Here is a 13,507-nt window from a genome sequence, read left to right as displayed (position 1 = left end):
GGCTGGAGGTATTTCATGGATGAAACACAGTGTTTGCTCTGTCAAAATCAGCCAAAGTTAGTGCCGCATCAGCTTTGCACCCACTGCGATGAAAAATTCAGGCGGGAACACGTCATCGATGGTGAGGCAGCTCTGTATGGCCTTTCCGCCAGAATGGCCATACAGAAAATTATTGAAGACGCGGATAATCCAGCATTTGTGGAACAGCGAGCCTGGCATCGCAGGCGAATCGCGTTTCTCTGTGACTGCATCGTTCTGGCGCTCAACGATGGCTTTTTTTACCCGGTTCCCCAACAATCCATTCAGAACCTGACGGATATGGCGTCGGCGGTCTGGCTGACAGACAATCATGCATCCAGATTCGTCGATATATGGAAAGAACTTCAGACTCTTTACCCACCAGAAAAGTTGACCAGTGAGCAGCAGCGCGCCAGAGAAATACTTGAACTACTACTTAGCAGTCCCGATGATCTTTATTTATTTGAAATACCAGACATAATCGGTGAGTTTTTCCATGAAAATGTCTGGGTTCAACTCTTCAGAAAACACTTTCCTGACGTTATTCAGCAGTGGGTCGCGCGTTAACTGGCAGACCAACCTGTCTCTTCCAGGAACGAGTCAAATGAATTACCGGCGTTCCAGCACCTCAAAACAGTAGCTATGTGAATTCTGCTCATCCGCGTCGTGGAATTCGCTAAATACAGATTCCCACTGGTCCGGATCGTAATCCGGGAAGTGCGTGTCGCCTTCCACTTCCGCATCAATATGCGTCAGATACAGCTTGTGCGCTTTCGGCAGGAACTGCTCGTAAACGCGGCCGCCGCCAATCACCATAATTTCTTCGACATCGCCACAGGCGGCAATGGCTTCATCCACAGATTTAACCCACTGGACGCGATCGTCGGTGCCTGGCTGGCTACTGATAACGATGTTTTTACGGCCCGGCAGCGGGCGACCGATCGATTCCCAGGTCAGGCGACCCATTACGACAGGTTTGTTAAGCGTGTTGCGTTTAAACCACGCCAGATCGGCGGGGAGATTCCAGGGCATGGCGTTTTCCATGCCGATGACGCGATCTACCGCTAGCGCAGCAATCAGACTGATCATTGAGTGTTTCCCGGATACAAAAAAATTGTCGCCACTATACGGAAAGCATAATCTTTCGTCGACTGGGCGCAGAGTAAAGAATACGAAAATTTTCAGAATTGCTGGCGAGCCCACGGGTGTGAAGTGGACCGCCAGCATTACAGGTAAGTAGAAACAGCGAGTTAGCCGTAAACCCTGCTTAACATCACATTTTTACGCTCAGGCGGAAGGCTTTATTTCGGGCTCGTCTGCGGGGTTACCGCTGTGTTTGCCCTCTTCCGTTCCCTGCCAGCCGTGACGCTGGATAACCGACAGATGATTACGGTCTTCATTGATGATTTCCGTGAGCATCGCGCTGGTGCGTTTGAACACCGCCGCACGCGTCGATGCATCGTTCTCAGCCATTTCCACCATTTCTTCCACCATGCGGGTGTTAAAGCGGCGGAACAGGTCAGCGCGTTCACGCGCCTCGTAAGCGCCCAGCCCCAGCGATTCCAGCGCCATGCGGCCCGATTTCAGCGCGCCTTCGAAGGTTTCACGTTCCGGCGATTCCACCCCGGCCTGACGCAGTTGAATGTAATGCTCAACGTCGCGGGCGCGGGCGATAATCGTCAGGTTCGGGAAGTGCTCTTTCACCAGCTCAGTCAGTTGCAGGCTGGTTTGCGGATCGTCAATGGCGTTAATCAGCACTTCCGCTTTCGACGCCCCGGCGGATTCCAGCATATCAACGCGCGTCGCATCGCCGTAGAACACCTTCATGTCGAATTTACGCAGGGTATCGACGTGATCCGGGTCGTGATCGAGGATCACCATTTTCACGCCGCTGGAGAGCAGCAGACGGCCGGTAATCTGACCATAACGGCCAAAGCCCGCAATAATCACGCGCGGCTGCTCTTCATCAATCTGATCGGCTTCACGCTGCTCGCCACCGCTTTTGCGTGCTTCCATACGGGTCAGCAGCACCAGCAGAATCGGCGTCGCCGCCATCGACAAGGCAACCGCCAGCGTCAGGGCTTTCGCCCAGTCAGCATCCAGCACGTTTGCCATCTGCGCCGCGCCAAAGACGACGAACGCGAATTCACTCCCCTGCCCCAGCAGCACCGCAAACCAGGCGCGCTGAGAGCGCGGAACCTGCAACGGTTTAGCAATCAGCCACAGCATGACCGATTTGATAATCAGGAAGCCAAACAGCAGCGTCACAATACGCAGCGGGTGATCGATAAGCGTACCGAAGTCGATAGACATGCCGACGCCAATGAAGAACAGCCCCAGCAGCAAGCCTTTAAACGGTTCAATATCGCTTTCCAGCGCGTGTCGATACTCCGAACTCGCCAGCAATACGCCCGCCAGAAACGCACCCATCGCCATCGACAAGCCCACTTCTTCCAGCAGGAAACCGAAGCCGAAGACCAGGAACAGCGCCACGGCGCTGAACACTTCCCGCAGGCCGGAACGCGCCACAAAACGCAGTACGGGCCGCGTGACGTAGCGCCCCAGCAGGACAACCAGCACCAGTGCCCCTGCAACCTTAAGCGCAGAAAAGGCAAACGCGCCCAACGTGGTGGATGCACCGCTGGTTGCCAGCAGCGGGATCATCGCCACCAGCGGGATTGCCGCGATATCCTGGAACAACAGCACCGCAAACGCGCTACGCCCTACCTGGGAAACGGTCAGATTACGCTCGTTCATTGCCTGCATGGCTATCGCCGTGGAAGAGAGCGCCAGCGTCATGCCAATCAGTTCCGCCACCTGCCAGCGCAGGCCGAGGAACATACAGAACAGGCCAATCAACGCGCCGCACACCACCATTTGCAGCAGGCCGCCGCCGAAGACTGAGGCACGAAGTTTCCACAACCGTTTCGGGTCGAGTTCAAGGCCGATGACAAACAGCATCAGCACCACGCCAATTTCGGCGAAGTGCAGGATAGATTCGGCATCAGTGACCAGCCGCAAGCCCCACGGGCCGATAATGCAACCGGCAATCAGGTAGCCGAGCACCGAGCCCAGCCCGAGACGCACGGCAATCGGCACAATCAGCGCGGCGGAGCCCAGATAAATCAGCGCCTGAATCAGAGTATGGTTATCCACGATTATCCTCCTGCCAGGCCAGCAAACGCTGTTTGTAATGACGCGCCTTCGCCTGCAGCGTTTCTTCGTCGCAGATAAAGGTGCTATGGAGAGTAAACGGCGGCAGCCACTTCAGGCCGCAGTAAATCGCCGTCGCTTCCAGCGGCTGCGCCAGCACATCGAACCCAGGGTGTGAGCCAATCTCAAAATGGCTTTCCGCCCCGCCGGTGGTGACCGCCCACAGCATACTTTTGCCGTGCAGCGCGGTTCCGCCGTGACCATAGGCCCAGCCGTGCGACAGCACTTTGTCCATCCACAGCTTAAGCAGCGGCGGCGTGCTGTACCATTGCATGGGGTGTTGAAGGATGATGAGGTCGGCACGGCTAAGCGCGCCCTGCTCCGCGGCGATATCGATATTGAAATCTGGATAGAGGCTGTAGAGCGAGCGAACCTCTACGTCGTCCAGCGTCCTTACCTGATCAAGCATTCGCTTATTCGCATGCGAGTGCTGCGGATAAGGATGCGCATAAATAATGAGAATCATGTTTAGCCTGTTATCACTGCATTATTGTTATGTAACAGGAACAGTGTAGACCGCCAGAGGCCTGGCTAACAGAACAATTAGGGGGGAGTTGCGCGACAAGTACATGGGTGGCGCGGCCACCCATCGTCAAATCAAAATCAGTTGTTGAGCTCGTTCATGGATTTAACCTGGTCGCGGTTAATCTGCTCAGTTTTGCCGGTTTCAGCATTTTCATAGGAGACCAGCCCGGTGTCGTCGTCCACCTGCGGCTTGCCGTCGGTCACAATCGTGCGGCCATCGGTGGTTTTCACAGACTGATTCGATGAACAGCCCGCGACAGTAAACAGTGCTGCGGCGGTAAAAATGGAGGTAATCAAAATACGTTTTTGCATGGTGTTCTCCCTGCTTCTCAGTCACATTATGTCAATTAATTGTTAACTATAGACTAACGTGCTGATGTACATAACAGAACCAGAACACTCCTAAGGTCACCTTTTCAGGACACAGACTTCCCACGAATCGTCATGTTTGCCGTCTGTGTCAGCGACATTCCGCGCGTTTCCGGCGCAAACATCACGGAAATCGCCAGCCCGATAAAAGAAATTCCCGCGCCAATCAGCATCACATTGTTAATCCCATAGCGGGTAATAAACACCGGCAGCGCCCAGGTCGAGATAATCGTTCCCACCCGGCTCAGCGACATAATCACCCCCACCGCAGATGCGCGGATATCCGTTGGGAAAAGTTCATTAGGATAGAGCCATTGCAAAATACCCGGCCCGCCGGAGAAAAACGCGTACACCGCAAACGCGAACACCACCAGCCCAATTCCCAGATTAGACACCACGCCAAGCAACGCCAGCGCCAGGGTCATCATCAAAAAACTGCCGATGAGCAGCATCCGCCGCCCAACGCTGTTAAGCCAGAACATCGCTGGCACACAGCCCAGCATAAAGAAGAGGCTGATCACCACGTTGCCGAGCGCCGCGCTTCTGCCCTGCTCCCAGCCCAACAGGCCGACGATTTGCGGCCCGAAGGTGTAGATGGCGAACATCGGGATCACCTGACAGGTCCAGATGGCCGCGACAAACAGCACAAACGGGAAGTGACGGCGATTGAAGAGTTGCAGGAAGCGCGTCTCTTTCGGTGGTTCATCATCGAATGTGACGGGTTCGCCAAACAGTTTGATCATCATCTGCTGGCACTCTTCCACCCTTCCCTTGCGCAGCAGCCAGCGCGGCGATTCTGGCAGGTCGAAACGGCCTATCAGAATGATCAGACAAGGAATGAACGCGCTGCCCAGCATCCAGCGCCAGCCGCCTTCGACGTCATACAAACAGTATCCCACCAGGTTGGCGCAGGTCGCGCCGACATACCACATCGCGGCGATAAAACCGATGGAGAACGCCCGCTGACGGGTATTGGAAAACTCGGTAATCATGGAAGTAGCGATGGGGTAATCCGCGCCAATCACGATGCCAATCAGTACGCGCATCACCAGCAGCTCGACGGGCGAAGAGACAAACATCGTCGCGACCGATATCAGCCCAATGGCGATGATATCGATCAGGAACATTTTACGCCGCCCGACCTTATCGGAAATGTAGCCAAACAGCGTGGTGCCGACGAACAGCCCCGCCAGCGTCGCCGCGCCCAACAGGCCAATCCATTCGGCATCGAGCTTGAGGAAAGGCGTGAGCTGTTCCAGCGCAACGCCGATTATCACCAGCACATAGCCATCCAGAAACGGTCCGCCGCTTCCCCACAGCATGATCCTGCGGTGAATAGAGGAGAATTTGATGTCATCAAAGTTTCTGGGCTGCGGCATGGTCGTGTCCTGTTTGTTACTTTTGCCGGATGGCGCTAACGCTTACCCGGCCTACATATTCCTGAAGAGCATTCGTTAATTTTTCCCGGTCGGATAAGGCGTCGCCGCCATCCGGCACAAACCTCACCCATAACGGAATTCCACGCCAAATGTGCCGCGCGGATATTCCCATTTTTCCAGCGCTGTCCCAAGGCCAAGAATGCGGCAGGTACCACACTCCAGACATCCCGCGTAATCAAACCGCACGCTGCCGTCATCCTGCTTTTTATACAGCCCGGCGGGACAGGCTTTTACCAGCACATCCAGCGCCGCTTTATCGGGGTCTGTTTTCAAAATGATGTGCGGGTTTTCTTCATCGACATTGAATTTATTGACGCCCAGTTTGACGTCGACGTTTACAGGGGAAGTCATAGTACGGTCACTCCTTTAATGCCGTCCTTCATCAGATTGATAAAACCCACTTTCTTCGCATGCTGAAGGATTTTCTTGCGCATCGGCACCGGCGCGCTGCCATCGATGGTGAACAGATCGCGTGCGACACCCACCACCATTTCCGGATAACGCGTGAACATGCGCGGGTTATCGAGGAACGCGGGCAGGCGCTGATACATGCGCATATCGCGCATCGGGCCGTTATCCAGATGCTGGCGATAAGAAGCCAGGCCGTTGCGGCTGAAATCATTATTCTGTTTCGCGGATAACACCGCTTTCGCCGCCGCTTCCCCCGCAGCCACCGCCAGGTCCATACCGCGAATGGTAAAGCCAAGGTTCATACACATCCCGGCAGCGTCACCGGCGATTAATACGCCATCACCGATCAGTTCCGGCTGCATATTCATGCCCGCTTCCGGTACCACGTGCGCCGAGTATTCCACCATTTTTCCGCCCGCGATTAGCGGGGCGACAGCGGGATGCTGTTTAAAATCTTCAAGCATTTGCGGCACGGATTTCTTTGCATCTTTCAGATGGTGCAAGCCACAGACCAGACCCAGCGAAAGCGTGTCTTCATTGGTATAGAGGAACCCGCCGCCCATCAGGCCGTCGGTCGGTGAGCCGGCAAACAGGCAGGCCGCGCCTTCGTTGCCCTGAAGCTGGAAGCGATCTTCAATCACCGATTTCGGCAGTTCGATCAGTTCTTTCACCCCGACGGCCACGTTGGCGGCATCCACGCGCTTCGCCATACCGAGTTTTTCCGCCAGCAGAGAATTCACACCGTCAGCGAGGATCACCACCTTCGCTTCGAGGATATCGCCATCGGCTTCAACGCCGACCACTTTGCCGTCGCGCTGTACGACGTTATCGACGCGGATCCCGGTGATCAACTGCGCGCCCGCCTCTTCCGCCTGCGCCATCAGCCACGCGTCAAATTTACTGCGTAACACCGAATAAGAGACCTGCGACGCGCTCGCCTCGTCGGCATTGAGATAGTCCATGGTCATCGCCCCTTTTTCGGTCATAAAGGCGAGTTTTTCATGGGTGATGCGCCGCTCAACGGGCGCAATTTCGGCAAAGCCAGGAATGATGCGCTCCAGGCTATGGGCATAAATACGCCCACCGGTGACATTTTTCGCGCCCGCAGAGTTACCGCGTTCGATAACCAGCACATCGGCGCCTTCACGGGCCAGCACCAGCGCCGCCACCGAACCCGCAAGCCCGGCACCGACGATAATGGCATCAAAGATATCTTCAGACATAACCACTCCAGAAGTCAGAAGACAGGGCGCGAAACGCCCTGTACAGAGGCGCTAGCGGGCTAACGCGCGGGTCAGCTCAGGCAGGATCTTCATCAGATCGCCCACGATGCCGTAATCGGCATACTGGAAGATCGGCGCGTTTTTATCTTTGTTGATCGCACAGATCGTCTGCGCACCGTTCGCGCCGACCATATGCTGGATCTGCCCGGAAATCCCGACCGCCAGATAGAGCTCCGGTTTCAGCATCAGGTTGGAGATACCGACATAGCGCTCATGCTCCATCCATTTTTCGTTTTCCGCGACCGGGCGAGAACAGGCCAGTTCAGCACCAATCGCCTGACACAGCGCCTCGGCAAGCGGGATATTCTCTTTGCTGCCGATACCGCGACCCACGCTGACCACCAGACGTGCTTTGTCCAGATCAACGTTGCTGCTCTGGCGCGGCTTCGTCGCCGTGCGGGCGATCGCTACCGCAGGGGCTTGCCACTCAACTTTCTGCGCCTCACCGCTGAGCGATGCGTTCGGCTGTACGGCATCAAACGTTCCACTACTGAGCGTCATCACCGCGAACGGCGAGCGGATCGTCTCTTCGCCAATCGCCAGGCCGCCATACACCATGTGTTTAACCGCAACGCTACCCTCTTGCGCCACAACTGCGCTGGCATCGTTAGAGACTGCCGCCGACAAGCGGAAGCCGAGTTTCGCCGCCAGCAATTTACCGCGACGGCTGTTTGGCAACAGCACGAGGCCATTGGCCCCCTGCTGGCGGATGGTATCGGCCATCACGCCCGCATAATCTTCCATCATGCGATCGTCCGGCTTGCCACACAGCTGCCATACCTGATTGGCACCCAACTGGAACGCCAGCGCGCTGTCCGCGTCGCTGAGGGTGAACGTATGGATTTTTTCGCCTAATACCTGTGCACCACTCATCAGTTCCGGCAGGCGAGAAGGGGTATCGCTGAATACCCAGACACTGGAAAACTTGCTCATAACATCCCCTATTAGTTAATGATTTTTCGCAGATGATCGACAAATTTGGCGACCTGTTCTTCGCCATCACCTTCAATGATGATGCGCTGACGCTCGCGCTGTTTCGGCGCGGCAACCTGCTGCGAAGAGGTGCTTTCCTGCGCGGTGAAGCCAATATCCGCCGGCGACCACACCTGAACCGGTTTTTTCGCCGCACCCAGAATGGCTTTCATTGAAGGAATCTGTGGGGTATTGATATCGGTTGAGACGGCCACAACCGCCGGCAGCGGGATAGCCAGCGTTTCGGTTTCATCTTCCAGCTCGCGCTCAACGGTGAGCGTGTTGTCGGTAAGTGACAGGATCTTGCTGACGCCGTTCACCGCCGGGATGCCCAGAGTTTCGCCCACCAGCAGGCTCACCTGCTGCGCATAAAGGTCAGAAGATCCGTCACCGCACAGAATCAGATCAAAGCCTGACTTCTGTGCCGCGGCGGCCAGCGCGGCGGCAGTGTGCTGCGGCAGCGCGTGTTCGAATTGATCGTCAATCACCACAACCAGTTCATCCGGCCCGCGAGAGAGCACATCTTTGCGGCCTTTGACGTTGGTCAGCGCCTTACCGCCCACGCTCATGGCAATCACCTGAGCGTCCGCGGCCTGTTGTTTTAACTGGCAAGCGGCTTCGATGGCGTTGAGATCGTATTGGCTGATCTTCGCATCCGCTTTGCTGAAATCTAATGAACCATCAGCGTTATTGATCGCAATATCCTGTTCATCAGGCACGCACTTGTAGCAAGTAATTATCTTCATTGCATCTCCAGAAATCATGAAGGGATCATCGTCCATATCGGCGGTGGTAAATATAGATATCACGCACTTTAATTCGGAAATAAAACAATAATCACCAATATTGAAAATGTCACACGCTGAAAAATACAACTTTCAATAATGTTATCTATCTCAACAATATTGAACACACGGTTCTCATTTGCGAGATTTTCAATATTGTTTGGCGGATCACCAATATTGAAAGACAACGGCCTAATTTAGCCACCAAAGAACCAATATACCAATGATTAATAAAGATAATTTATCGATTTCCCCGCAAACATCCTCACACGAAAAAGTGTGACAGATATCACGGAATGCCTGAATTTGAATACCCATTATGAATTACTTTCTAACGCCACTTTGAGGTTAAATAGTTATTAATAAATTATTAACAATAATAGACAAAAAATGGAACAACCGGGAACGCTAAATAATTTTAGTCTTCACAGTGGAATTCACTCATGAAAAATGAAAAGAGAAAGTCAGGAATAGAGCCGAAGGTTTTTTTCCCGCCGTTAATTATTGTTGGAATACTTTGCTGGCTAACCGTTCGCGATCTTGACGCGGCGAACATCGTTATTAATGCCGTATTTAGCTATGTCACCAATGTCTGGGGTTGGGCATTTGAATGGTACATGGTCGTCATGCTGTTTGGTTGGTTCTGGCTGGTATTTGGCCCGTACGCTAAAAAGAAACTCGGTAACGAACCGCCGGAATTCAGTACCGCCAGCTGGATTTTTATGATGTTCGCCTCCTGTACGTCAGCTGCCGTGCTGTTCTGGGGCTCCATCGAAATCTACTACTACATCTCCACACCGCCGTTCGCGCTTGCGCCTAACTCGACCGGGGCGAAAGAGATTGGCCTGGCGTATAGCCTGTTCCACTGGGGGCCGCTGCCGTGGGCAACCTACAGCTTCCTCTCCGTGGCGTTTGCTTACTTCTTCTTTGTTCGCAAGATGGACGTGATTCGCCCCAGCTCCACCCTGGTGCCGCTGGTTGGCGAAAAACACGCGAAAGGTCTGTTCGGTACCATCGTCGATAACTTCTACCTGGTAGCGTTAATCTTCGCGATGGGCACCAGTCTGGGTCTGGCGACACCGCTGGTCACCGAGTGTATGCAGTGGCTGTTTGGCATTCCGCATACGCTGCAACTCGACGCCATCATCATCACCTGCTGGATTATCCTGAACGCCATCTGCGTCGCCTGCGGCCTGCAAAAAGGGGTCAGGATCGCCAGTGACGTGCGAAGCTACTTAAGTTTCCTGATGCTCGGCTGGGTGTTCATCGTTAGCGGCGCCAGCTTCATCATGAACTACTTCACCGACTCCGTCGGGATGCTCCTGATGTATCTGCCGCGCATGCTGTTCTATACCGACGCGATCGGCAAAGGCGGCTTCCCGCAGGGCTGGACAGTCTTCTACTGGGCATGGTGGGTCATTTACGCTATCCAGATGAGTATCTTCCTCGCGCGTATTTCCCGTGGTCGTACCGTGCGTGAACTCTGCTTCGGTATGGTACTGGGCCTGACCGCATCGACCTGGATTTTGTGGACCGTCCTTGGCAGCAACACCCTGCTGTTGATGGATAAAAACGTCCTCAACATTCCGCAACTGATTGAACAACACGGTGTGGCGCGCGCCATCATTGAAACCTGGGCCGCATTACCGCTCAGCACCGCCACCATGTGGGGATTCTTCATCCTCTGCTTTATTGCCACCGTCACGCTGATTAACGCCTGCTCCTACACCCTGGCGATGTCCACCTGTCGCGAAGTGCGCGATGGTGAAGAACCGCCGCTGCTGGTACGTATCGGCTGGTCTGTACTTGTCGGTGTTATCGGTATTGTCCTGCTGGCACTTGGCGGCCTCAAACCAATACAAACGGCGATTATCGCCGGCGGCTGCCCGCTGTTCTTCGTCAACATCATGGTGACGCTCTCCTTTATCAAAGACGCGAAGCAGAACTGGAAAGACTAATTAAACCCAACACGATTAAGAGGTTAGAAGATGGATTTCAATTTGAATGATGAGCAGGAACTGTTTGTCGCCGGTATTCGTGAACTGATGGCCAGTGAAAACTGGGAAGCCTATTTTACCGAGTGCGATCGCGACAGCGTCTACCCGGAACGTTTTGTGAAAGCGCTGGCCGATATGGGGATCGACAGCCTGCTGCTGCCGGAAGAACACGGTGGACTCGACGCCGGGTTCGTCACCGTGGCGGCGGTATGGATGGAACTGGGCCGCCTTGGCGCACCGACCTACGTGCTCTATCAATTGCCGGGCGGCTTCAACACCTTCCTGCGCGAAGGCACCCAGGAGCAGATCGATAAGATCATGGCCTTCCAGGGCACCGGGAAACAGATGTGGAACTCGGCGATTACCGAACCGGGCGCGGGCTCTGACGTCGGCAGTCTGAAAACCACCTACACCCGCAAAAACGGCAAGGTCTACCTCAACGGCAGCAAATGCTTCATCACCAGTAGCGCTTACACCCCATACGTGGTGGTGATGGCGCGCGATGGCGCATCCCCGGACAAAGCGATTTACACCGAATGGTGCGTCGATATGAGCAAACCGGGTATCAAGATCAACAAGCTGGAAAAACTCGGCCTGCGTATGGACAGCTGCTGCGAGCTGACCTTCGACGACGTTGAGCTGGAAGAAAAAGACATGTTTGGCCGCGAAGGCAACGGTTTCAACCGCGTGAAAGAAGAGTTTGACCACGAACGTTTCCTGGTGGCGCTGACCAACTACGGCACCGCGATGTGCGCCTTCGAAGACGCCGCCCGCTATGCCAACCAGCGCGTGCAGTTTGGCGAAACCATTGGCCGCTTCCAGCTGATTCAGGAAAAATTTGCCCATATGGCCATCAAGCTTAACTCCATGAAAAACATGTTGTTTGAAGCTGCCTGGAAAGCAGATAACGGCACTATTACTTCTGGTGACGCGGCGATGTGTAAATATTTCTGCGCCAATGCCGCTTTTGAAGTGGTAGATACCGCGATGCAGGTACTCGGCGGCGTGGGGATTGCGGGTAACCACCGTATCACTCGCTTCTGGCGTGACCTGCGCGTAGACCGCGTCTCCGGCGGCTCTGATGAAATGCAGATCCTGACGCTGGGCCGTGCCGTGCTGAAACAATATCGTTAACCAGGCAACATGCCCGGTGCGGTTTCGATGTCGGATGGCGGCTACGCCTTATCCGACCTACCCCGGGCCTGTGATTTTGTAGGCCGGATAAGGCGTAGCCGCCATCCGGCAACAGGAGCTATATCATGACCACTCATTTACCGATGCCTGCTTTTGGACCTCTCGCCGGGCTACGCGTGGTTTTTTCCGGTATTGAAATCGCCGGGCCGTTCGCCGGGCAAATGTTTGCCGAATGGGGCGCGGAAGTTATCTGGATTGAAAACGTCGCCTGGGCCGACACCATCCGCGTGCAACCCAACTACCCACAGCTGTCGCGCCGCAACCTGCGCGCGCTGTCGCTCAATATTTTCAAAGATGAAGGCCGCGAAGCGTTTCTGAAGTTAATGGAAACCACCGATATCTTTATCGAAGCCAGCAAAGGCCCGGCCTTTGCGCGTCGCGGCATCACCGACGAAGTACTGTGGCAGCACAACCCTAAGCTGGTTATCGCCCACCTCTCCGGCTTCGGTCAGTACGGAACAGAGGAGTACACCAATCTTCCGGCTTACAACACTATCGCTCAGGCCTTTAGCGGCTATCTGATCCAAAACGGTGATGTCGACCAGCCCATGCCCGCGTTCCCGTACACCGCAGACTATTTCTCGGGGATGACCGCCACCACCTCCGCCCTCGCGGCCCTGTATAAAGTGCGCGAAACGGGTAAAGGCGAAAGCATTGATATCGCGATGTATGAAGTCATGCTCCGTATGGGCCAGTACTTCATGATGGACTATTTCAACGGCGGAGAAATCTGCCCACGCATGACCAAAGGGAAAGACCCCTACTACGCCGGTTGCGGGCTCTATAAGTGCGCCGATGGCTACATCGTGATGGAACTCGTAGGCATCACACAAATCAATGAATGCTTTAAAGATATTGGTCTCGCGCACATTCTGGGTACGCCAGAAGTACCAGAAGGCACACAGTTGATCCATCGCATTGAGTGTCCCTATGGTTCACTGGTAGAAGAGAAGCTTGATGAATGGTTGGCGGCGCACACGATCGCCGAGGTCCAGGCCCGCTTTGCCGAGCTGCATATTGCCTGCGCCAAAGTGCTGACCATCCCTGAACTGGAAGGCAACCCACAGTACGTCGCTCGAGAATCCATCACCGAATGGCAAACCATGGACGGTCGCACCTGCAAAGGCCCGAACGTAATGCCGAAATTTAAAAACAACCCAGGGAAAATCTGGCGTGGTATGCCGTCGCACGGCATGGACACCGCCGCCATTCTGAAAAATATCGGCTACAGCGAGGGCGATATTCAGGCACTGGTTGGCAAAGGGCTGGCCAAAGTTGAGGATTAACAGGATGCGTTAGCC

Annotated in this window: 13 protein-coding genes; 4 read left to right on the top strand and 9 right to left on the bottom strand. The window is 54.8% G+C overall.

Annotated elements, in window-relative coordinates; all coding sequences use genetic code 11:
* Positions 1 to 15 precede the first annotated feature (15 nt).
* On the top strand, positions 16 to 585 hold the full coding sequence (locus tag AC1MKH_RS03590) for a hypothetical protein (RefSeq protein WP_327621841.1): 570 nt from the start codon (positions 16 to 18) through the stop codon (positions 583 to 585).
* Between the two features lie 42 nt (positions 586 to 627).
* Here AC1MKH_RS03590 and folA read toward each other — a convergent pair whose 3' ends face one another.
* The 9 genes from folA to AC1MKH_RS03545 all read right to left on the bottom strand — a co-directional run bounded on the left by folA (position 628) and on the right by AC1MKH_RS03545 (position 8,976).
* The gene (folA, locus tag AC1MKH_RS03585; RefSeq protein WP_276221981.1) at positions 628 to 1,107 is read right to left on the bottom strand and encodes a type 3 dihydrofolate reductase; all 480 of its coding nucleotides are present in this window, start codon (positions 1,105 to 1,107) and stop codon (positions 628 to 630) included.
* A 198-nt stretch (positions 1,108 to 1,305) separates the two neighbouring features.
* Complete coding sequence (kefC, locus tag AC1MKH_RS03580) at positions 1,306 to 3,174, bottom strand: glutathione-regulated potassium-efflux system protein KefC (protein ID WP_276221979.1); 1,869 nt, start codon at positions 3,172 to 3,174, stop codon at positions 1,306 to 1,308.
* Entirely contained in the window at positions 3,167 to 3,697 is a 531-nt protein-coding gene (kefF, locus tag AC1MKH_RS03575) for a glutathione-regulated potassium-efflux system oxidoreductase KefF (RefSeq protein ID WP_276221977.1), read from the bottom strand. Before kefF ends, kefC begins: the two co-directional genes overlap by 8 nt.
* A gap of 137 nt (positions 3,698 to 3,834) precedes the next feature.
* Positions 3,835 to 4,068, bottom strand: coding sequence for a YgdI/YgdR family lipoprotein (locus AC1MKH_RS03570; RefSeq protein ID WP_276221975.1), 234 nt, complete (start codon positions 4,066 to 4,068; stop codon positions 3,835 to 3,837).
* A 104-nt stretch (positions 4,069 to 4,172) separates the two neighbouring features.
* Positions 4,173 to 5,504: an MFS transporter gene (locus AC1MKH_RS03565; protein ID WP_276221972.1), complete on the bottom strand. Its 1,332-nt coding sequence runs from the start codon at positions 5,502 to 5,504 to the stop codon at positions 4,173 to 4,175.
* A 123-nt stretch (positions 5,505 to 5,627) separates the two neighbouring features.
* On the bottom strand, positions 5,628 to 5,915 hold the full coding sequence (fixX, locus tag AC1MKH_RS03560; protein ID WP_149463066.1) for a ferredoxin-like protein FixX: 288 nt from the start codon (positions 5,913 to 5,915) through the stop codon (positions 5,628 to 5,630).
* Positions 5,912 to 7,198: an FAD-dependent oxidoreductase gene (locus AC1MKH_RS03555; protein ID WP_276221967.1), complete on the bottom strand. Its 1,287-nt coding sequence runs from the start codon at positions 7,196 to 7,198 to the stop codon at positions 5,912 to 5,914. Before AC1MKH_RS03555 ends, fixX begins: the two co-directional genes overlap by 4 nt.
* A gap of 51 nt (positions 7,199 to 7,249) precedes the next feature.
* Positions 7,250 to 8,191 (bottom strand): electron transfer flavoprotein subunit alpha/FixB family protein, encoded by a 942-nt coding sequence (locus AC1MKH_RS03550; protein ID WP_276221965.1) that lies wholly within the window; start codon positions 8,189 to 8,191, stop codon positions 7,250 to 7,252.
* Positions 8,192 to 8,202: 11 nt separating this feature from the next.
* On the bottom strand, positions 8,203 to 8,976 hold the full coding sequence (locus tag AC1MKH_RS03545) for an electron transfer flavoprotein FixA (protein ID WP_015965968.1): 774 nt from the start codon (positions 8,974 to 8,976) through the stop codon (positions 8,203 to 8,205).
* Between the two features lie 482 nt (positions 8,977 to 9,458).
* Between AC1MKH_RS03545 and caiT the strand changes: the two genes are divergently transcribed.
* The 3 genes from caiT (at position 9,459) to caiB (ending at position 13,492) form a co-directional block, all read left to right on the top strand.
* Positions 9,459 to 10,973 carry an L-carnitine/gamma-butyrobetaine antiporter gene (gene caiT / locus AC1MKH_RS03540; protein ID WP_276221963.1) on the top strand — a complete coding sequence of 505 codons (1,515 nt, stop codon included), beginning with the start codon at positions 9,459 to 9,461 and terminating at the stop codon, positions 10,971 to 10,973.
* 30 nt (positions 10,974 to 11,003) lie between these two features.
* The gene (gene caiA / locus AC1MKH_RS03535) at positions 11,004 to 12,146 is read left to right on the top strand and encodes a crotonobetainyl-CoA dehydrogenase (RefSeq protein ID WP_327621840.1); all 1,143 of its coding nucleotides are present in this window, start codon (positions 11,004 to 11,006) and stop codon (positions 12,144 to 12,146) included.
* A 125-nt stretch (positions 12,147 to 12,271) separates the two neighbouring features.
* On the top strand, positions 12,272 to 13,492 hold the full coding sequence (caiB, locus tag AC1MKH_RS03530; protein WP_276221961.1) for an L-carnitine CoA-transferase: 1,221 nt from the start codon (positions 12,272 to 12,274) through the stop codon (positions 13,490 to 13,492).
* Positions 13,493 to 13,507 lie beyond the last annotated feature (15 nt).

The sequence above is a fragment of the Pseudocitrobacter sp. CD920760 genome (assembly GCF_057782505.1).
The sequence above is the reverse complement of the archived record's forward strand: the minus strand, read 5'-3'. Positions and strand labels throughout refer to the sequence as shown.